The 21,351-nt window shown below is 61.0% G+C and carries 16 protein-coding genes; 6 read left to right on the plus strand and 10 right to left on the minus strand.

The features are described from left to right. Positions 1–151: 151 nt before the first annotated feature. A complete protein-coding gene (locus ACST81_RS05480) occupies positions 152–628 on the plus strand; it encodes an Hsp20 family protein (protein ID WP_438751844.1) in 477 nt (158 codons plus the stop codon). A 54-nt stretch (positions 629–682) separates the two neighbouring features. On the opposite strand, the gene ACST81_RS05485 is transcribed toward ACST81_RS05480, so the two are convergent. Beyond that, a complete protein-coding gene (locus ACST81_RS05485; protein ID WP_438751845.1) occupies positions 683–1,678 on the minus strand; it encodes a bile acid:sodium symporter family protein in 996 nt (331 codons plus the stop codon). A gap of 51 nt (positions 1,679–1,729) precedes the next feature. Next, complete coding sequence (locus ACST81_RS05490; RefSeq protein WP_438751846.1) at positions 1,730–2,773, minus strand: threonine aldolase family protein; 1,044 nt, start codon at positions 2,771–2,773, stop codon at positions 1,730–1,732. A 561-nt stretch (positions 2,774–3,334) separates the two neighbouring features. Between ACST81_RS05490 and gltB the strand changes: the two genes are divergently transcribed. The 3 genes from gltB (at position 3,335) to ACST81_RS05505 (ending at position 9,834) form a co-directional block, all read left to right on the plus strand. After that, positions 3,335–8,056 carry a glutamate synthase large subunit gene (gene gltB / locus ACST81_RS05495; protein ID WP_438751847.1) on the plus strand — a complete coding sequence of 1,574 codons (4,722 nt, stop codon included), beginning with the start codon at positions 3,335–3,337 and terminating at the stop codon, positions 8,054–8,056. A gap of 35 nt (positions 8,057–8,091) precedes the next feature. Further along, positions 8,092–8,316 (plus strand): hypothetical protein, encoded by a 225-nt coding sequence (locus ACST81_RS05500; RefSeq protein ID WP_438751848.1) that lies wholly within the window; start codon positions 8,092–8,094, stop codon positions 8,314–8,316. Between the two features lie 63 nt (positions 8,317–8,379). Further along, on the plus strand, positions 8,380–9,834 hold the full coding sequence (locus ACST81_RS05505; RefSeq protein WP_438751850.1) for a glutamate synthase subunit beta: 1,455 nt from the start codon (positions 8,380–8,382) through the stop codon (positions 9,832–9,834). A 110-nt stretch (positions 9,835–9,944) separates the two neighbouring features. Here the strand turns inward: ACST81_RS05505 and ACST81_RS05510 are convergent, their stop codons facing one another. Beyond that, entirely contained in the window at positions 9,945–10,535 is a 591-nt protein-coding gene (locus ACST81_RS05510) for a TetR/AcrR family transcriptional regulator (protein WP_438751851.1), read from the minus strand. Positions 10,536–10,675: 140 nt separating this feature from the next. Here ACST81_RS05510 and ACST81_RS05515 point away from each other — a divergent pair, with 140 nt between their 5' ends. Beyond that, positions 10,676–11,074, plus strand: coding sequence for a RidA family protein (locus ACST81_RS05515; protein ID WP_438751852.1), 399 nt, complete (start codon positions 10,676–10,678; stop codon positions 11,072–11,074). A 7-nt stretch (positions 11,075–11,081) separates the two neighbouring features. Here the strand turns inward: ACST81_RS05515 and ACST81_RS05520 are convergent, their stop codons facing one another. Beyond that, the gene (locus tag ACST81_RS05520) at positions 11,082–12,308 is read right to left on the minus strand and encodes an SGNH/GDSL hydrolase family protein (RefSeq protein ID WP_438751853.1); all 1,227 of its coding nucleotides are present in this window, start codon (positions 12,306–12,308) and stop codon (positions 11,082–11,084) included. Between the two features lie 136 nt (positions 12,309–12,444). Continuing rightward, a complete protein-coding gene (locus tag ACST81_RS05525; protein ID WP_438751854.1) occupies positions 12,445–13,665 on the minus strand; it encodes a lytic murein transglycosylase in 1,221 nt (406 codons plus the stop codon). Positions 13,666–13,970: 305 nt separating this feature from the next. On the opposite strand from ACST81_RS05525, the gene galU reads away from it, so the two are divergent. Continuing rightward, on the plus strand, positions 13,971–14,858 hold the full coding sequence (galU, locus tag ACST81_RS05530) for a UTP--glucose-1-phosphate uridylyltransferase GalU (RefSeq protein WP_438751855.1): 888 nt from the start codon (positions 13,971–13,973) through the stop codon (positions 14,856–14,858). A 74-nt stretch (positions 14,859–14,932) separates the two neighbouring features. On the opposite strand, the gene ACST81_RS05535 is transcribed toward galU, so the two are convergent. The 5 genes from ACST81_RS05535 to ACST81_RS05555 all read right to left on the minus strand — a co-directional run bounded on the left by ACST81_RS05535 (position 14,933) and on the right by ACST81_RS05555 (position 21,202). Next, positions 14,933–16,393 (minus strand): outer membrane beta-barrel protein, encoded by a 1,461-nt coding sequence (locus ACST81_RS05535; protein WP_438751856.1) that lies wholly within the window; start codon positions 16,391–16,393, stop codon positions 14,933–14,935. Between the two features lie 103 nt (positions 16,394–16,496). Then, positions 16,497–16,955, minus strand: coding sequence for an NfeD family protein (locus ACST81_RS05540; protein WP_438751857.1), 459 nt, complete (start codon positions 16,953–16,955; stop codon positions 16,497–16,499). A gap of 3 nt (positions 16,956–16,958) precedes the next feature. Next, the gene (locus ACST81_RS05545) at positions 16,959–17,963 is read right to left on the minus strand and encodes an SPFH domain-containing protein (RefSeq protein ID WP_438753392.1); all 1,005 of its coding nucleotides are present in this window, start codon (positions 17,961–17,963) and stop codon (positions 16,959–16,961) included. 133 nt (positions 17,964–18,096) lie between these two features. Further along, positions 18,097–19,128: a ferrochelatase gene (gene hemH / locus ACST81_RS05550; RefSeq protein ID WP_438751858.1), complete on the minus strand. Its 1,032-nt coding sequence runs from the start codon at positions 19,126–19,128 to the stop codon at positions 18,097–18,099. Between the two features lie 127 nt (positions 19,129–19,255). Next, entirely contained in the window at positions 19,256–21,202 is a 1,947-nt protein-coding gene (locus ACST81_RS05555) for a 5'-nucleotidase C-terminal domain-containing protein (RefSeq protein ID WP_438751859.1), read from the minus strand. Between the last annotated feature and the right edge of the window lie 149 nt (positions 21,203–21,351).

The following is a 21,351-nucleotide window of genomic DNA, read 5'->3' on the forward strand; positions in this document are numbered from 1 at the left end:
ACTTGTTTTGCCAGGGCCTTGAAGGCGCGAAAAACAATTCCCATCTCATCGTCACGGGCGCCGAAACCGGGCTCGTTCACCGGTTCTGCCATCGCCGCTTAAAGGGATGACAGGATCAGACCCGCACAACAGTTGCTCACAAGAGGACACCATGCGTCACGTTGATTTTTCCCCGCTCTATCGTTCCACCGTCGGTTTCGACCGTCTCTTCACCATGCTCGACAGTCTCGGCCAGCCGGACCAGTCGCAGACCTATCCGCCCTACAATATCGAGCGGACCGGCGAGAGCACCTACCGGATCACCATGGCCGTTGCCGGCTTCGATGAAAGCGAACTTTCGATCGAAGCACGCGAACATACGCTGACCGTCAAGGGTGAAAAGGGCGAAGACAAGGGCACCGACAGCCATTTCCTGTATCGCGGCATTGCCAAGCGCGCCTTCGAGCGCCGCTTCCAGCTCGCCGATCACGTGGAAATCCAGTCCGCTTCGCTGAAGAACGGCCTGCTGCACATCGACCTCCTGCGCGAGATTCCGGAAGCCGCCAAGCCGCGCCGGATCGACATCGTCGCAGCCCAGTCGGCGCCGAAGCAGATCGAAGCGACGCAGATCGAAGCTGCCGCCAACTAAGCGTTCGACATCGATCACTGCCTGAAGAAACGGCGTCCGGAAGGGCGCCGTTTTTTATGGCGAGGACGCCGCCACTGCCTCGGCCTCACGCCTGCGACCGCGCTCGGCATATTTCTGGGCGATCACCGCGCAGGCCATCAACTGGATCTGGTGGAACAGCATCAGCGGCAGCACGATGCTGCCGATGCTTTGGCCGACAAAGATGACGTTGGCCATTGGCACGCCGCTGGCAAGGCTCTTCTTTGATCCGCAGAAGGTGATGGTGATCTCGTCTTCCTTCGAGAAACCGAGCAAACGGCTGCCGAACATGGTGGCCAACAGCACGATGGCCAAAAGAACCATATCGAGGATGATGACCACGGCGAGGTCGCGGACCGAGAAGGTGTGCCAGAGCCCCTCGGTCACCGCTTCGCTGAACGCGAGGTAGACCACCATCAGGATCGAGCCGCGATCGACCGGCATCAGCAGCTTCTTGCGGGCGCGGATGAAGCCACCGATCCATGGCTGCAGAATCTGACCGAGCAGGAAGGGCGCCAGAAGCTGCAGCAGGATTTGCTCCAGCGCGTCGAAGGAAAAGCCGCCATGGCCGCCGGCGGCAAATAGCAGCCCGACCAGAAGCGGCGTCAGGAACATGCCGAAAATATTGGACGCCGACGCGGCGCAGATGGCGGCGGGCACGTTGCCGCCGGCCATCGAGGTGAAGGCGATCGAGGATTGAACCGTGGACGGCAGGACGCAAAGAAACAGGATGCCTGTATAGAGCGCCGGCGGAAGCAGCGATGATGGCAGCAGCCCGACGGCGAGACCGAGCAGCGGAAAAAGGACGAAGGTCGAGCCGAGAATGACGAGGTGCAGCCGCCAGTGCAGAAGGCCCGCGACCACCACATCGCGCGACAGCCGGGCACCATGCAGGAAGAACAGCAGCCCGATGGCGATCTTGGTAGCCAGTCCGAACCATTCGGCCGGTTCACCGGAAATCGGCAGCAAGGAGGCGAGAACGACGGTGAGGACGAGGAGGATCGTGAACGTATCGGGCAGAAAGCGGCGCATGGTGTCTCTTGTCTTGATCAGGCGTCGCAATCCTTTACCCGTCATCCGCGCTTAGCAAGCCGCAATAAATTGCCTGACGTCATCCGCCGTTGTCGCAAAGCTGGTGACGAGGCGGTAAAGCCCTTCGTCTTCGGCGACATCGGTCAGGGTCTGCGGCACCGGCCAGTCGTAGAAGACGGCGCCCTGTGCTTGCAACTTGGCAGCCGTTTCCTTTTTCACGACGACGAACAGTTCGTTGGAGCCGGTTGGCCAGGCGAGACGCGCGGTGCTGGAGGCTTCGATGCCCTTGGCGAGTTCATTGGCCATACCATTGGCGTGGCGGGCGAGATCGAGCCAGAGACCGTCTTCGAGATAGGCATCGAACTGGGCGGCGATGAAGCGCGACTTGGAGAAGAGTTGGGCGGAGCGCTTGCGCAGATAGCCCATCTCCTCGGCCTTCGACATGTCGAACAGGATGAGCGCCTCGGCGCACCAGCAGCCGTTCTTGGTGCCGCCGAAGGAAAGCAGATCGACACCGCGCTTCCAGGTCATGTCCGCGGGTGTCGTGCCAAGCGTGACGAGCGCGTTGGCGAAGCGGGCGCCATCCATGTGGAGCGGCAGTTTCTCGGCTTTGGCGATGGCGGCAATCGCCTCGATCTCGTCGAGGCTATAGACCGTACCAGCCTCGGTTGCCTGCGTCATGGTGATCGCCATCGGCTGGCCGCCATGCACGCCGCCGCCGCGCGAATGTCGGATTTGTTTTTCCAGAAGATCCGGTCGCATCTTGCCGAGCGTTCCGTCGACAGCGGAAAGCTTGGCGCCGTGGGAGAAGAATTCCGGAGCGCCACACTCGTCGACATAGACATGTGCCTCCCGGTGGCAGAACACATGGCCGCCCGGGCAATTGGCGCTGGCAAGCGCCAGCGAATTGGCGGCCGTTCCCGTCGCGACAAAGAAGACGGCGACTTCGCGCTCGAACACTTCGGACAGTGTGTTGCCGACCTTCTTGTCGAGATCGCTGGTGCCATAGGCGGAGGCAAAACCGCCGGCCGCCTTGACTAGGCTTTCGGCAATCACGGGATGGGCGCCCGCCCAATTGTCGGAAGAAAAAATCATCGATGCGATCCTGTGGTGTGGCGGGCGGAACACCCTTTTTGGTCTTTGAAGCCGACCATACGGATGCTGTCGCGGCAATCAATGCCCACAAATGGATATAAGGACAATCTCAGACCAGTTTGAAACCAAATCAAAGAAAACGAGCAGTTCTTGAAAGAAAATTACAAAAATACGCAATTAACCGCAATGTTCAGCAAAATCTCCCCGATTATTTTGTGTCGGTGGTCTTGCAGTCTTATGAGCTTTCTGGCATAGAACCCATGAAATAGGACAGTCTTGCTGTCCTATTTCGGTCCCAAGACCGGAAAGAGCCGGAAAGCCCGCGAAACGCGGCCCCCGGCGGACGACTGCAAGCTGCGCCGGACGCCTATGTCCATGGCACCGGAGCCGTCGCGATGGTCGCGGACCTTCTCTGCCTGATGCAGTCAATGCTTCATTTGCGACCGGATCAGGATCATGCGACGATAATGCCGGTGCCGGCCTCGACGGGACTCTTGCCCGCGAAAGCCTGTCTGGACTGCGGACGTACCCGGCAAAACCGGGTTAACAGGAGGGACGACGATGACGGACTTTACGCCATCCACCATGACTGGGCTCAACGATGCGCGCCAAATGGCGACAGTTGAGAAAACTACCGCATTTCCGGGCCTGCCGAAGAAACAGGGTCTCTACGACCCGGCGAACGAACATGACGCCTGCGGTGTCGGCTTCGTCGCGCATATGAAGGGACAGAAGTCGCACCAGATCGTCAAGGACGGCCTGTTCATCCTTGAAAACCTGACGCATCGCGGCGCTGTCGGCGCCGATCCCCTCATGGGCGACGGCGCGGGTATCCTCGTACAGATCCCCGACCGTTTCTTCCGCGAGGAAATGGCGGCCCAAGGCGTCACCCTGCCCAAGGCGGGCGACTATGCCGTCGGCTACATGTTCATGCCGCAGGACGAAGACCAGATCGCCCATTTCAAGCAGGTGATCACCGATGTCGTGGCCGAGGAAGGTCAGGCCCTGCTCGGCTTCCGCGATGTTCCGGTCGACAATGCCTCACTGTCGAAGGCGCCTGATATCGCAGCGACCGAGCCGCGCCATATCCAGGTCTTCATCGGCGCCGGCCGTGACGCCGCGACCAATGCGGAATTCGAGCGCCGCCTGTTCACGCTACGCAAGGTTATTTCCAACCGCATCTACGATGCGTTCAAGGGCGCCGAAACCGGCTTCTACCCGGTCTCGCTGTCGTCGAAGACCATCGTCTACAAGGGCATGTTCCTGGCGTATCAGGTGGCCGCCTATTTCAAGGATCTGGCCGACCCGCGCTTCGAAACCGCGGTTGCCCTCGTGCATCAGCGGTTCTCGACCAACACCTTCCCGTCCTGGAAGCTGGCGCATCCCTACCGCATGGTCGCGCATAACGGCGAAATCAACACGCTGCGCGCCAATGTCAACTGGATGGCGGCACGCCAGGCGTCGGTCTCCTCGCCGCTGTTCGGCGACGATATTTCCAAGCTCTGGCCGATCTCCTATGAGGGCCAGTCGGACACGGCCTGTTTCGACAACGCGCTGGAATTCCTCGTCCAGGGTGGCTACTCGCTCGCGCATGCGGTGATGATGCTGATCCCGGAAGCCTGGGCCGGCAACCAGCTGATGAACCCCGAGCGCAAGGCGTTCTACGAGTATCACGCCGCCCTGATGGAGCCGTGGGATGGTCCGGCAGCCGTCTGTTTCACCGATGGCAAGCAGATCGGCGCGACGCTCGACCGCAACGGCCTGCGTCCTGCCCGCTATCTCGTCACCGACGACGACCGCATCATCCTTGCGTCCGAAGCCGGCACGCTGCCGGTCAAGGAAGAGAGCATTGTCAAGAAGTGGCGCCTGCAGCCGGGCAAGATGCTGCTGATCGACATGGAAAAGGGCTGCATCATCTCCGACGAGGACGTGAAGTCTTCGCTGGCGGCCCAGCATCCCTATCGCCAGTGGCTGGACAACACCCAGCTCATCCTGGAAGACCTGAAGCCGGTCGAGCCCCGCGCGCTGCGCCGTGACGTCTCGCTGCTCGATCGCCAGCAGGCTTTCGGCTACTCGGTCGAAGACACCAAGATCCTGATGTCGCCGATGGCGACGACCGGCCAGGAAGCGATCGGTTCCATGGGCACCGATACGCCGATTTCGGCCATGTCGGACAAGACCAAACTGCTCTACACCTATTTCAAGCAGAACTTCGCGCAGGTGACCAACCCGCCGATCGACCCGATCCGCGAAGAGCTGGTGATGAGCCTCGTCTCCTTCATCGGTCCGCGCCCGAACCTTCTCGATCATGCCGGCATGGCTCACGCCAAGCGGCTCGAGGTGCGCCAGCCGATCCTGACCAATGGCGATCTCGAAAAGATCCGCTCCATCGGTCATACGGAAGACCGTTTCGATACCAAGACGCTCGACTTCACCTATGATGTCGCCCGTGGCGCCGAAGGCATGCCCGAAATTCTCGACCGGCTGTGCGAACGGGCGGAAGCAGCCGTCAAGGGCGGCTACAACATCATCGTCCTGTCCGATCGCCAGATCGGCCCGGACCGCGTGGCGATCCCGGCGCTGCTCGCCACCGCCGCCGTTCACCATCATCTGATCCGCAAGGGTCTTCGCACCTCCGTCGGTCTCGTCGTCGAAACCGGCGAGCCGCGCGAAGTGCATCATTTCTGCCTTCTCGCCGGCTATGGCGCCGAGGCGATCAACCCCTATCTCGCTTTCGACACGCTGACCGACATGCACAAGCGTGGCGAGTTCCCGAAGGAAGTCGATGGCAGCGAGGTCGTCTATCGCTACATCAAGGCTGTCGGAAAGGGCATCCTCAAGGTCATGTCCAAGATGGGCATCTCGACTTACCAGTCCTATTGCGGCGGCCAGATCTTCGACGCCATCGGCCTGAACTCAGAACTGATCGATCGCTACTTCTTCGGTACGGCGACGCAGATCGAAGGCATCGGTTTGACGGAAATTGCCGAGGAAACCTTCAAGCGCCACCAGTCGGCCTTCGGTGCAGATCCGCTGCTCAAGAACACGCTGGATATCGGCGGCGAATATGCCTACCGCATGCGCGGCGAAGATCATGCATGGTCGCCGGATGCGATTGCCTCACTGCAGCACGCAGTTCGCGGCAATGCCGTGGATCGCTACCGCGAATTCGCCGAGATGGTGAACGGTGCCTCGCTGCGCATGAACACCATTCGCGGCCTGTTCTCGATCAAGGGTGTCGAAGCGCTTGGCCGCAAGCCGATCTCGATCGACGAGGTCGAGCCGGCCACCAACATCGTCAAGCGCTTCTCGACTGGCGCCATGTCCTTCGGCTCGATCAGCCGCGAGGCGCATACGACGCTCGCCATCGCCATGAACAGCATCGGCGGCAAGTCCAACACCGGTGAAGGCGGGGAAGAATCCGATCGCTACTTCCCGCTTTACGACGGTTCGCCAAACCCCGAGCGTTCGGCCATCAAGCAGGTGGCCTCCGGCCGTTTCGGCGTCACGACCGAATATCTGGTCAACGCCGACATGCTGCAGATCAAGGTCGCGCAGGGTGCCAAGCCCGGCGAAGGCGGCCAGTTGCCCGGGCACAAGGTCGATGCGACCGTCGCCAAGACCCGGCATTCGACCCCCGGCGTCGGCCTGATCTCGCCGCCGCCACACCATGACATCTATTCGATCGAGGATCTGGCGCAGCTGATCTACGACCTGAAGAACGTCAACCCGGCGGCGGATATCTCGGTCAAGCTCGTCTCCGAAGTCGGGGTGGGCACGGTTGCCGCCGGCGTCGCCAAGGCGCGCGCCGATCATATCACCGTCTCCGGTTATGACGGCGGCACCGGCGCTTCGCCGCTGACTTCGCTCAAGCATGCCGGCAGCCCTTGGGAAATCGGCCTTGCCGAAACCCATCAGACGCTGGTGCTGAACGGCCTTCGCTCGCGCATCGCCCTGCAGGTGGACGGCGGCCTGAAGACCGGTCGCGACGTCATCATCGGGGCGCTGCTGGGTGCCGACGAGTTCGGCTTCGCCACCGCGCCGCTGATTGCCGCCGGCTGCATCATGATGCGCAAGTGCCATCTCAACACCTGTCCGGTGGGCGTGGCGACGCAGGATCCGGTCCTGCGCAAGCGCTTCAAGGGTGCGCCCGAGCACGTCGTCAACTACTTCTTCTTCGTTGCCGAGGAAGTGCGCGAAATCCTGGCATCGCTGGGCTTCGCCAAGTTCGACGACATTATCGGGCTTTCCGAATTGCTCGAAAAGGATGCGATGATCTCGCACTGGAAAGCCAATGGCCTCGACTTCAGCCGCATCTTCCACAAGGTCGATGCGCCGAAGGAAAAGACCTACTGGACCGAAAAGCAGAATCATCCGATCCACGATATCCTCGACCGCAAGCTGATCGAGGCGGCCAAGCCTGCGCTCGACTCCAAGACCCCGGTTTCGATCGAGGTCGATATCAAGAACGTCGACCGTTCGGCCGGTGCCATGCTGTCGGGTGAAGTCGCCAAGCGCTACAAGCACAAGGGCCTGAAGGACGATACGATCTCCGTCAAGCTGCGCGGCACGGCCGGCCAGTCGTTCGGCGCCTTCCTGGCGCGTGGCATCAGCTTCGAGCTGATCGGTGACGGCAACGACTATGTCGGCAAGGGCCTGTCGGGTGGCCGCATCGTCGTGCGTCCGCCGGAAGGGTCGAAGATCGTCGCGGCAAAATCGATCATTGTCGGCAATACGGTGCTTTACGGTGCGATCTCCGGTGAATGCTATTTCAACGGCGTCGCCGGTGAACGCTTCGCGGTGCGCAACTCCGGTGCCGTCGCGGTTGTCGAGGGCGTGGGCGACCATGGCTGTGAATACATGACGGGCGGTGTCGTCGTCGTGCTCGGTGAAACCGGCCGCAACTTCGCAGCCGGCATGTCGGGCGGTGTCGCCTATGTGCTGGACGAAAGCGACGATTTCCCGAAACGCTGCAACATGGCGATGGTCGAGCTCGAGCCGGTTCCGGAAGAGGACGACATGCTGGAGAAGTTGCACCATCACGGTGGCGACCTGATGCACAAGGGCAGGGTGGACGTGTCGGGCGACATGACGCGCCACGACGACGAGCGGCTCTACCAGCTGATCTCGAACCACCTGCACTATACGGGTAGCCCACGCGCCAAGGAAATTCTCGACCACTGGGTCGAGTTCCGGCCGAAATTCCGCAAGGTCATGCCGGTCGAATACCGGCGTGCGCTGGAGGAGATGGAACGCATGCGCATGGGCATCGCGGCGGAATAGTTTCTTTTCGGCGCCTTATGTTATGAGTTCAGCTCATGACGGAGGCGCCGATGGGACCGCAATCGAAAGAACGCAAGAGTAATATTATTAGAGAGGGCAAACGCCGTCTTGTTGCACTTCCGGATGACTTCTTCCTTGAAGGAAATGAAATCATCATTCGTCAGGAAAAAGATGGGATTATAACGATCCATCCTGCCGAAGAAGCTGCACGGAAGGCGATGTGGAGCAGGTTTAATCCATTCGCTGACTGGAGCGAATAAACCTGATTAAGCATGACAGCCTTTTGAAATAGTCGCTGGAAACAGCAGAGCAGGGGTGAAGACATGGGTAAGGTTACAGGTTTCATGGAAATCGACCGGCAGCTGGCGAAGTATCAGCCGGCTTCGGATCGCATTCGGCATTTCCGCGAATTCACAATCCCGATGTCGGACCCGGAAGTGCAGAAACAGGCGGCGCGCTGCATGGACTGTGGCATCCCCTATTGCCACGGCCCCACCGGCTGCCCGGTTCACAACCAGATTCCCGACTGGAACGATCTCGTTTACAACGGCAACTGGGACGAGGCGATCCGCAACCTGCACTCGACCAACAATTTCCCGGAGTTCACCGGCCGCATCTGCCCGGCGCCGTGCGAGGAAGCTTGCACGCTGAACCTCGAGGATGCGCCGGTCGCGATCAAGACCGTCGAGCAGGCGATTGCCGACAAGGCCTATGAAATGGGCTATATCGTGCCGCAGCCGGCTTTTACCAAGACCGGCAAGAAGGTGGCGATCATCGGTTCGGGACCGTCCGGCATGGCCGCTGCCCAGCAACTCGCCCGCGCCGGCCACGAAGTCCATGTCTACGAGCGTGAAAGCAAGCCGGGTGGCCTGCTGCGCTATGGCATTCCGGACTTCAAGATGGAGAAGAACTTCATCGACCGGCGTGTCGACCAGATGCGCGGCGAAGGCGTGACCTTCCACTGCGGCGTCAATGTCGGTGTCGATAAGACTGTCGCAAGCCTGACCGACGAGCATGATGCGGTTCTTTACTGCGGCGGCTCGGAAACGCCGCGCGATGCCGGCATTCCGGGCGTCGACTTCGCTGGCGTGCATGACGCGATGCCCTATCTCGTCCAGCAGAACCGCCGCGTCGGCCGCGAAAACATCGACAGCGTCGGCTGGCCGTCGGACCCGATCCTGGCCGGTGGCAAGCACATTGTCGTCGTCGGCGGTGGCGATACGGCGTCCGACTGTGTCGGCACCGCCTTCCGTCAGGGGGCCGTCAAGGTGACCCAGCTCGACATCCGCCCGCAGCCGCCGGAAAAGGAAGACAAGCTTGCCGTCTGGCCGTTCTGGGCGACCAAGATGCGCACTTCGTCGTCGCAGGCCGAAGGTGCCGTGCGCGAGTTCCAGGTGGCGACGCTTGAATTCGTCGGCGAAGACGGCATGCTGACCGGCGTCAAGTGCTGCCAGGTCGATGAACGCCGCAAGCCGATCGCCGGCACGGAATTCGTCATCAAGGCCGATCTCGCCTTTATCGCGATCGGTTTCAGTGGTCCGTTCACCAACAGCGTGCTCAAGGATCTCGGCGACAAGCTGACGATCAACACCGACCGCCGCGGCTCGACCAATGTCGTCGCCAACGACAAGGACTACAAGACCTCGGTCGACAAGCTCTGGGTTGCCGGAGACGTCCGTCGCGGTCAGTCGCTGGTCGTCTGGGCCATCCGCGAAGGCCGCCAAGCCGCGCGTGCGATCGATGAAGCCCTGATGGGCTCGACGACCTTGCCGCGGTAAACACCATCCTTACTGGACGGGTCGCTTGTGCAGAATATTGCGCAAGCGGCCTTTTGATTCCGTGCAATGCCCTCCATGTAGCGCTCGGTCACAAGACTTCGGCGTGAGGACTATCGAACCTTGGCTAAAAATCCCGAAGCCAGAGTCTGAAACGCCTCGACCGCCTTTGGCAAGACATCCTGCGGATTGTCGCTCGCCGCGATCCATAGGGCTGCATTAAGCGCTGCGCCGCTCAGCAGCCGTGCCGCGGCCTCGGCATTGACCGGCTTGACCACCCCATCCGCGATCAGCTTTTCCACCGTTCGTCTGGTCACCTGCAGGCAGCTGTTCTGGCTCGGCCATTGCGATGGATCCCCCAGAACGGCGGGGCCGTCCAGGAGGACGATGCGCTGCACTTCCGGATCCAGCGCCATCTCGATATAGGCAGCGCCTTCCGCCAGCAGACCATGCCAGGGATCTGCCGCACCAGCGCCGATCTCCTGCGCGCGCAATGCCATTTCCGTATCAATCTGGTCGACAACGGCGGCCAGAAGCCCGCGCTTGTCTCCGAAATTGTGATAGAGCGCGCCCCGCGTCAGCCCCACATCGGCCGTCAGGTCGTCCATCGACGCGGCCGAATATCCCTTTTCGGCGAAGGCCTTGCGCCCAGCGGCAATCAGCTTGGTCCGGTTCTGCTCCATCGTTTCGGCACGCTTCGCCATCTCGAATCTCACATACGTTTCGTATATTAATTTGACATACGTTGCGTATGTCATCACATTGCATACGTACCGTATCTGAGATCGTGGCATCCGTGAAGCATTACACCTCCCCACGGCCGCCCAATAAGGAAAGAACGAACATGACTGAACGACAGGTAATTTTTCCCGCTGATCGTCACGCCCTTTATGAAGAGCACGGCTATTCGGCCGCCATCCGCTCCGGCGATCTCTTGTTTGTCTCCGGACAGGTCGGCAGCCGTGCCGATGGAACGCCGGAACCCGATTTCGAGAAACAAGTCCGTCTGGCCTTCGACAATCTGAAGGCGACGCTCGCGGCCGCCGGCACTACGTTGGACGATCTGGTGGATGTGACGACATTCCACACCGATCCTGAAAACCAGTTCGGGACGATCATGGCGGTCAAGCAGTCGATCTTCGAGAAGCCGCCTTATCCGAACTGGACGGCAATCGGCGTGAACTGGCTCGCCGGTTTCGATTTCGAGATCAAGGTCATCGCCCGCATTCCCTCAGCGGGATGACGATGCATTAGTTCCGGATCACCGGATTGCTGATGACGGTTTCCGGCTTGGCCAGCCGGAAATCATCCACCCGGCCAGCGGGAGCGGAGACGACTTCGCCTTTTTCGACCAGCTTGTCGCGCGGGCTCTTGCCGTTGCCGGCAAGAGCTGTTGTTCCACCAAGCAGCGCCGATCCGCCGTCGAGATCGGGATCATCCAGGCTGATCGGCTGGGTCTGGATGATATCCTCGTTGGCGGTTGGCGCCGTGACGACCAGATCCTTCAAACCGTCGGCGCCGGGCACGTCCTGTCCTGACGCTGCGGCTTCGCCGAGCAGCTTGCGGATATCCTTTTCGACATAGAAGGCGAGCTTGCGTTTGCCGGCCTTGGTCAGGTTAATGCCGTCGGAGCCGCGCAGGCGGACCTGCTGGCCGTTGATATCGGAGCCGGTCATGACGAACTTGCCGCCCTCGTCGACGAAGCCGTCCCAGATATCGATGAAATTGCCGCCGACCCTTTCGGCTTCCGTGCGGAAAATGCCGTTGAAGGTGACCATGTCGGCCGTCATCGAGTTGGACTGGAACGGCGGCATGCCGACCCAGAGCAGCGGAATCTTGTCCTTGCGGGCGAGCGCCGCGAAGGTACCCACACGCCTGGTATATTCGGCAAGCCAGGCGTCCGTCCGGAATTTTTCCTTGGCCCCATCGATCGACATCTGCTGGCGCTCGTTGGCGCCGAGGCTGACGATGATGACGGACGGTTTCACCTCGCCGATATAGGCGGGCAGGCTCTCGGGCCAGTCGAAATAGTCGTCGCGCACCAGACCGGACGAGCCGTTGGCGCGAGTTTCAATGACGATGCCAGGCGTGGTCTCGAACGCGGTCTGCAGCCCGTCGCCCAGGCTTGCCGCCACGAAATCGCCGACAACCAGCACCTTTTTCGCGTCCGGCAGTTTCTCGACGACAACCGGCGCCGGTTCGGCTGGAACAGGCTTTGCCTTCTGTTTGACCTTCTTGGTCCTCGGGCGTTGCTGCTGCGGCTCACGCTGGCGTGGCTCGTAGATCGGGACGTCATCATAGACCGGTGGTGGACGCCGGCGGCCAAAGCCGAACAGCATGTCTATAATGGTTCGTCGCTCCTGAGCACCCGCCTGGCGCGGCGGCTCGATCAGCAGTGCCGTCAGCCCGATCGAAAGCACGATGAGGGCGTTGAGCAGCCATCGAAGACCGGTCCTGTCGCTGTGTCTGCCGCTCATGCGTCTGTTCCGCGGTTGTCTGGCTGGAAATCGATTGCGTTTCTCAACAGGCACGCAACGCCTCTCTTGCGAAAGGCGTTGCGGCAGGATGCATGCGGATTGCGCCGCAATTGAGAAAAGGCGTTCGCCAGCCCGGTTACTTCCGCAGGACCTTGAGCAGGTGCTGGGTCGGTTCGCCGTCCGCAGCCATGCCGTTACGGCTCTGGAAGGCCTGGATCGCGGCCTTGGAGCCGGAGCCGAAATTGCCGTCGACCTCGCCATCGTAATAGCCGAGTTCCTTCAGCCGGTTCTGCAGCTCGAACTTCTGCTTGATATCGAGCGAACCGTCCGGACGGCTCCAGGCCTGCTGCATGCCGCCATAGCCGGCGATCTCGTCGGCCAGAAGACCAACGCCGAGCGCATAGGAGTCCGACGCATTGTAGCGCTTGATGACGAAGAAGTTCTTGGTCATCAGGAAGCCCGGGCTGCCGGCGCCGCCGGGCATCTTCAGTTCGGCGCGCGTGCTGCCATTGCGGAAACCCTTGCCGTTCGGCCGGGTGAAGCCGAGGGCTTCCCATTGGGCAAGCGTCTTGGTCTGGCCGGCATAGTCGCCGCCACCGCGCGGCGGTGCGACTTCGTAGCCCCAGGTCTGTCCCGGCTGCCAGCCATTCTTCTTCAAAAGATTGGCGGCGGTCGCCAGCGCGTCCGGCACGGAGTTCCAGATGTCCTTGTGACCGTTGCCGTCGGCGTCGATCGCATAGAGCAGGTAGCTGGTCGGAATGAATTGGGTGTGACCCATGGCGCCGGCCCAGGAGCCGTTGAGGTCACGCGGCCCGACATCGCCGTTCTGCAGGATCTTCAGCGCCGCGATCAGCTGGGTCTTGGCAAACTTGGCCCGCTTCGGGTCAGCATAGGCAAGCGTCGCCAGCGCACGGGGGACGTAATGGAGACGGTCGTCTTTCTCCAGCACCGCGCCATAGTTGGATTCCATCGACCAAATGGCCAGAAGGATGGTCTTGTCGACACCGAAATGCTTTTCCAGCGCAGCCAGCGTGCGGCCATGCTTGACCGCCATTTCCTGGCCGATCTTGCGCGTATAGGGGTTCACGCGGCTGTCGATATATTCCCAAATCTTGTGCTTGAACTCGGGCTGATAGGCCGCTTTCTGCAACACGTCCGGATCGGGTGTCTTGACGCCGGCAAAGGCTTGTCGATAAGTCGCCTTGGTGATGCCGCTCTTGGCCGCCGTGGCATAGAAGCTGTTGATCCAGGTTGTGAAACCTTCGTCGGCGGAAGCGGGCGAAGCGGCAAACAGGGCGGCAGCCGTCATGAACGCGGCGGCGGCACGGCAAAGGAGGTTTTTCGAGGTCTTTGTCATCAGCTGTCGTTTCCGTTGCTCGGCACCCTTCCGCAGCCACCGTGGCTGAATAGGAGAGGCGCAAATTTACAGTCTAAGAGCCAGCTTCATGCATCAACTACATGCACGTGGTCCCATCTTCGAGCCGGTTTGCCGGGAAGGCAACCGCCAGAATCAGAATCCTACGAGAATGAAGTCAACAAAATCTTTACCATGAATGCCTTGTGCCGTCCTCCTTTGCAAAAAAATAGCAATTTGCCATCTAAAGCCTATTGATAGCCAACTGTTCCGTTTTAAATCACAGTGTTGTGATCCTGGAGATGTCAATGACTGACAAGCGTAAAGTTCGTAAGGCCGTCTTCCCCGTTGCCGGTCTTGGAACGCGATTTCTGCCCGCCACCAAGGCTGTCCCGAAGGAAATGTTGACGGTCGTCGACAAGCCGGTGATCCAATATGTGGTGGACGAGGCGCTGGATGCCGGCATCGAACACCTGATCTTCGTTACCGGCCGCAGCAAGGCGGTCATCGAGGACTATTTCGACATCCAGGTCGAGTTGGAACAGACCCTGCGCGAGCGCAACAAGAACGCCGAGCTGACGCTGCTCGACAGCATCCTGCCGGTTGCCGGCAGCACCAGCTTTACCCGCCAGCAGTCGCCGCTCGGGCTTGGCCATGCGGTCTGGTGCGCGCGCGAACTGGTGGGCGACGAGCCCTTCGCGGTCCTGCTTCCCGACATGATCATGTCTTCGGAAAAGGGCTGCCTCAAGGGCATGGTCGAGCTCTACGGGCAGACCGGCGGAAACGTGCTGGCTGTGGAGGAATGCGATCCCGACCAGGCGCATAAATACGGCATCGTCGGCAAGGGTGATCCCGTCGGCGGCGGCTTCAAAATCACCAAGATGGTCGAAAAGCCGGCCAAGGGCACCGCGCCGTCGAACTTCTTCATCAACGGCCGCTACATCCTGCAGCCGGAAATCTTCTCGATCCTGGAAACGCAGGAGCGCGGCGCCGGCAACGAGATCCAGTTGACCGACGGCATGCTGAAGCTTGCCCAGAACCAGGACTTCGCCGGTTACCACTTTCGCGGCACGACCTATGACTGCGGCATGAAGGAAGGCTTCATCCTGGCCAACGTCGCGTTTGCGCTGGCGCGCGCCGATATTCGCCCGGGTGTCGAGGGTGCGCTGAAGAGCCTGCTCCAGAGCCTGAAGTAAGACGCTCCGGTTGAAACGAAACGCCCGCTCGCATGGGTGCGAGCGGGCGTTTTCGTTTTGAAGAATGTTTGATCCTATCGCCGCAGTGTCAGGCCGACGCCGACGCGGGCGGTGTCCGTGGAAGGGCCTGTGTCCCGCGTGGTGCGCTCGTAGCTGACATCGCCGGTCAGCGCCAGCGTGCGGTTGACGTCCCAGGTAAGGCCCGCGCCCGTCATCCAGACCTTCTCGTCTTCGGAAGGCCCGCCGGACGGATAATTGCGGAAGGTCAGGCTGTTCGACCAGCGTGCCAGGAGATTGGACCGCAGTTCATGCGTGCCGTTGCTGGAGAGCGTATAGGTCATGGCGCCGCTTTCGCCGGGCGTGGTGGATGGCTCGAGGCCCGTCGAGATGCCGTAGGTGATATTCGTGCCGCGCTGCGGCGACCAGTTGATCAGGCCATCGATGGTAACGCCGCCCAGTTCGTCGAGGCGGCTGTCATCGAACCGGTAGGTCTCGTAACCGAGCGCGATTTCGCCCGTCAGCTTTTCTCCGAGATCGGCCTCGATGCCGGCCCGCAGGCCGTAATTGTCATAGGATCGTTCGAAGCCCAGCGTGTCCTGGCGCAGGTCGTAGATCGACCGTCCGGCGGATGCTTCGAGGAATGGCATCAGCGCAGGTGAAAGCTCGTAGCCGACGCGTAGCGTCAACGCACCCTCGTTGCGGTCACGGTCTTCCCGGGACAGGCTCATGCCATTGTCGAGATCCACGTCGCCATAGGTATAGCGATCAAAATCGACCTTGGCCGATCCACGCAGGATGCCGAAATCGTGCTCTATGCCGGCCCCGAGCGTGTACTGGTTCACGTTCGATTGAGAGGTTGCATTGGCGACCGCGTTCGGGTCATCGGCGTCTTCGCGTTCGAAACGGTAACCGGCCTTCAATGTCCCGGTCGTGTCATTGCTGATGTCGAGACGAAGTGTGGCCTCGAAATCCGCGGTCGGCTCGGTCTCGCCGGAGCCGGACACGTTGCGCTGCCATGTGCCTCCGCCGGTAATCGCCAGTTCGTGGCGCGACCAGTCGGAGGTCAGCGTGCCTTTCAATCCGGTTTCGAGATAACTGCGGCTTTCCGTGTCGCTGCCGGTCTTGGTCTTTTCGAAGTTGAACGTCTGCCCCAGTGTCGGCTTGAGGATGAAGCTGCCGAGGCGAATGCCGGGGGCGGCATCCTGCGCGATATTGAGCTGCTGCCGCAGGCCATCGACACTGTTTTCGCGCAGGTTGGTCCGGGCGAAATCCTCGTCCACGGTGGGATCGGTCAGCAGCGGTTCGCCTGCCTCCGTGCTGATCGAGTCGGTGGTTTCCGGGGATGCGTTGCCGGCCTGAATGGCGGCTGTTCCGGTCCGCGTGGCCGCCGATGCCGTGGCGGCTGTGTCGTCGGTCGGGGCGAGAAGCGCTTGGGCGAAGGCGGCCGGTGGTGAAAACAGGGCGCAGCCGGCAAGAAGCCATGCCGCCGGGCGTAGGACGCGGGTGCTCTTCGTGCGTGGTTGGAACTGCGTCATATGCCGAATGCCCGGAAATCCGTTTACGAGTGTTGAGCAACCGTAAACGGATGTGGTTAACCATTCCTTTCGGAAATGGTTTTCGGCTTCGATTTCAGCAGTTTCAGGCGCTTTCGACCGTCAGACGGCCGCTGTTGGCGCCGATGACCTTCACGCGGGTACCAGAAGGCAGGTCCGGCCCATTCACGGTCCAGGTCGTATCGTCCAGCCGGATGCGTCCCCGCCCCTCGGCGATTGGCTGTTCCAGCACCGCCGTGCGGCCGATCAGGCTGGCGCCGCGCTGGTTGAGCAGCGGCTCGTCCGAGACATTGCCGGAGCGCGCCAGCAGCCGGCGGCCGACAAAGACCGCGGCGATGGAAAGAATGGCAAAGAACACCAGCTGCAGCTGCCAGACCCAGAAGCCGGCTTCCCAGAGGACCAGCGAGACGAGGCCGGTCAGGATGGCGGCGATGCCGATCCAGACGAGGAAGACGCCGGGCGCGACCACCTCCGCCGCCAGCAAGACAAGGCCCAGCACCCACCAGCTCCAGGGGCCGAGTTCGAGAACGATACGCTCGATCATCGATCAGCCTTCCTGCCTGCCGGTATCGAAAGGGTTCCGGGTCGGGCCGGTGCGTGGCGTCGTCTGCCGGATGGGCGAGGGCGAACTGCCGCCACCATCGCCGAACACCTCGCGCGCGATCGCGCCGATGCCGCCGAGCGAGCCGATCAGCGACGAGGCTTCCATCGGCATCAGCACGATCTTGGAGTTGGACGCGGTGCCGATCGATGCCATCGCCTCGGTATATTTCTGCGCGACGAAATAGTTGATGGCCTGGACGTTGCCGGCGGCGATCGCCTCGGACACCATTTTCGTCGCCTTAGCTTCGGCTTCCGCCAGGCGTTCACGCGCCTCGGCATCCCGGAAGGCCGCTTCGCGCTGGCCTTCCGCCTGCAGGATCGCCGACTGCTTGGCGCCTTCGGCGCGCAGGATCTGCGCGTTACGGGAACCCTCGGCCTCCAGCACCTGCGCACGCTTCTCGCGTTCGGCCTTCATCTGCCGCGCCATGGCATCGACGAGGTCCTTCGGCGGCTGGATGTCCTTGATCTCGACGCGGGTGACCTTGATGCCCCATGGACCGACTGCTTCATCGACGACACGCAGCAGCTTGTCGTTAATGATCTCGCGGTTCGACAGGAGTTCGTCGAGGTCCATCGAGCCCATGACGGAGCGGATGTTGGTCATGGTGAGGTTGAGAATGGCGGTTTCGAGATTGGAGACCTGATAGGCGGCCTCAGCGGCATTCAGCACCTGATAGAAGGCGACGGCATCGGCGGCGCAGCTCGCATTGTCGCGGGTGATGACCTCCTGCGTCGGCACGTCGAGCACCTGTTCCATCACGTTCATCTTCGCGCCGATCTTGTCGATGAAGGGAATGATGACGTTGAGACCGGGCTCGAGCGTGCGGGTATAGCGCCCGAACCTCTCGACCGTATAGCGATAGCCCTGCGGCACGGTCTTGATGCCGGCAAAGAGTACAAGGACGACGAGCACCACAAAGGCGATGACGGCGATATCCAGTCCTGTCAGGGGCATCGGGTTCCTCCAGCTTGGTCCATTGCGTTGAACGACGCTCTAGCAGAAGACGTGGCAGTTGCGCGCCTTATTTGCAAGGACTGGTGGAAAATCCGGGGCTGTTTGCTTTTTTCTCAAGGGAAGGGCATCAAGCCCATCCCATCAGTTCCCGCCGTACCACATGCTCCAGCACGGCCATCCCGCCCGGGCTGTCGTTGAGACAGGGGATATGGGTAAATTTCTCGCCGCCGGCGTGGTGGAAGGTCTCGGCCGCTTCGACGGCGATTTCCTCCAGTGTTTCCAGGCAATCCGAGACAAAGCCGGGATTGATGACGGCGATGCGCTTGATGCCGTCCTTGCCGAGTTTTTCCACGGTCTTGTCGGTATAGGGCTGCAGCCATTCTTCCGGTCCGAAGCGGGACTGGAAGGTCACCTGCAGCTTGTCCTTCGACCAGCCGAGCTTTTCGCGCAGCAGGCGCGCGGTCTTCTGACACTGGCAGTAATAGGGATCACCCTTGTCGAAATAGGATTTGGGGATGCCGTGGAACGAGGTGAGCACCACTTCCGGCTCCCAGTCGAGCGCGGCCAGGTGGCTGGTGATCGAGTTGGCCAGCGCGTCGATATAGACGGGGTCGTCGTGATAGGGGGGGACGGTGCGCAGGGCCGGCTGCCACCGCATCTTGAGAAGCGCCTTGAAGGCCTCGTCGTTGACGGTCGCCGTGGTCGCCGCCGCATATTGCGGATAGAGCGGGAACAGCAGGATCTTCTCGCAGCCGTCCTTCTGCAACTCCTCGATCTTCGAGCGGATGGACGGCTGGCCGTAGCGCATCGCCCAGTCGACGCGGACATTCGGCAGGCCGGCAAAGGACCTCGCCATCGTCTCTGCCTGGTTGCGGGTGTAGGTGCGCAGGTAGCTTTCGTTGAGCTCGTTGTTCCAGATCGTCTTGTAGGCCTCGCCCACCTTGGCAGGGCGGCGGTTGAGGACGATGCCGAACAGGATCGGATACCAGAACCAGGGCGACCATTCGATCACGCGCCGGTCCATCAGGAATTCCTTCAGATAGCGCCGCATCGAAACCTTATCGGTTCCGTCCGGCGTACCGAGATTGACCAGCAGCACGCCAACCCTGCCGAATTTCACGGGCGGATGGTTCGGGGCGGTCATGTCAGTCGTCATCATTCGAAAATCCTGCGTCTAAGGGCATGCCTGTTATACGGCGAGGCGGTCTCATGGTTCATGCCGTACATAAAAAGAAAAACCGGTCCGGGAAACCCCGGACCGGTCGCTTGGCAAGAGACATATTGTCTTACTTGGCAGGAATCTTCAGTTCCGTGCCGATTTCGAGCCTTTCGGGAACCGGATTGCCGTTGGCCTCTGCAATCTTTTTCCAGAGTTCGGCATCGCCATAAAGGGCCTTGGCGAGATCCCAGAGCGTATCGCCACGGACGATGACATGCTTGGTTTCCCCACTTGTCGGTGTTGTCGCCGCCGGTGTCTCGGCCACTGGCTTCGTTTCCGGAGTGGCCGTTTCCGTCGTGGTGGTCGTCTCGGCGGGCTTGGTATCCGGCGTCACGGTTTTTGCGGCCATATCGGTATTGGCCGCAGGATCGGTGCTCGTCTGCGTCGAGGGTTCCGCAGGCGTCGCAGCCGCGATTTCGGTGATGCGGCCGTCGGTCATCGGCTTGTAGGGATTATGGGCCGTCAGATAATCGGCAAGCACCGTCTCAAGGCCCGGGCCGTAATCATAGGCGTTGATGGCCTTGGCCTTGAAGACGCTATAGCCGTCGCCGCCATTGCGCATGTAGTTGTTGGAGACCAGCGTATAGGTCTTGTTGGCGTCGAGCGGCGCGTAAGCTTCGCCTTCCTTGACCTCGACGACAGACACACGGCTGCCGACCGGCTTCGATTTGTCGAACGAGAACTTCATGCCGGCGACCTGCGGGAAGCGGCCGCCGCCTTCCTCGATCTGGCTCAGGCCGTTTTCAAGGGCGGTGAGGATATCGGCGCCCTTCAGCTGGAACGTCGCAACCGTGTTCTGAAACGGCAGGACGGTAATCGCTTCGCCCATCGAGACATCGCCGGCGTCGATCGAGGCACGCAGGCCGCCGCCATTGGTGATGGCGATGGTCACGCCCTGGTCCTTGACCCGGTCGAGCATGGCATCGGCGACGAGATCGCCCATTTCGCATTCCTTGGCGCGGCAGGATTCCCGCGTTCCATCGACCGCCGCTTCGGTCTTGCCGATGATCTTGGTCTTCAGGTCCTCGATCGGCTTGCCGAGTTCCTTGATGCGCGCCAGCACCGTCTCGTCCGGCTTGACCTTGGAATCGAGCAGGATCGGGTCGCCCTTGGCCGATTTGACGATACCATTGTCGTCGAAATTGACGACGAGGTCACCGAGATACTTGCTGTAGGATCCGGCCTGGACCACCGGCACCTTGTAGCCGCCGGGATTGTCGACCGTTGTCGGATAGGGACCTTCAGCCTTCTCGTCCGTATTCGACAACAGGCTGTGCGAATGGCCGCCGACGACGATATCGACATCCGGGATCTTGGCGATGACAGCGAGATCGCGGGGATAGCCGACATGGGTGAGCGCGATGATCTTGTTGACGCCCTGTGCCTTCAGTTCCTGGACAGCGGTAGCGATGGTATCGACATCGAGCCCGATCAGGACCTCGTCGCCCGGCGCGGAGATTTCCGGCGTGTCGTTGGCGACGGCGCCGACGACGCCGATCTTCTGGCCGCCGATATCGAGCACGATCGAGGGCTTGATGCGGTCCTTCAGCTTCGACTTGAAGCCGGGCAGCACGTTGGAGCTGATGACGGGGAAAGTGACCTTGTCGAGGAAGGTCGTCAGTCCGTCCTCGCCCTCGTCGAATTCATGATTGCCGACTGTCATGGCGTCGAATTTCATCAGGTTGAGAAATTCGGCTTCCGCCGCGCCCTTGTAGGTGGTGAAGAACAGCGAGCCCTGAAAATTGTCGCCGGCATTCAGCAGCACGACATTCTTGCCGGTCAATTCGCCGCGCTTCCGCTCGATTTCGGTTTTCAGGCGCGCCACGCCGCCGAAGCATTCGTTCTTGCCTTCTTCCTCGGCCGAGCAGGTGGAATCGGACTTGTTGATCGATTCGATGCGGGAATGCAGATCGTTGATATGCAGGATGTTCAGTTCATAATCGGCGAAGGCCGCGCCCGACGAAAGTGCAAGGATCGAGGCCGTCATCAGCCCGGTTCGCAGATGTCTGATCATGGATGTCTCCTGTTTTTGACGGCTGTAATCAGCCTGCAAGGGCGTGGACCTTTGTTACGCTCAAACTATGACGACGAGCGTATCCCGTCCGATGGTTTCATCTGGAGGCGCCAACATCAAGCTGTAATTCGATTTATGACTGGCTCCAG

The sequence above is a fragment of the Pararhizobium sp. O133 genome (assembly GCF_051669845.1).
GTDB lineage: Bacteria > Pseudomonadota > Alphaproteobacteria > Rhizobiales > Rhizobiaceae > Pararhizobium.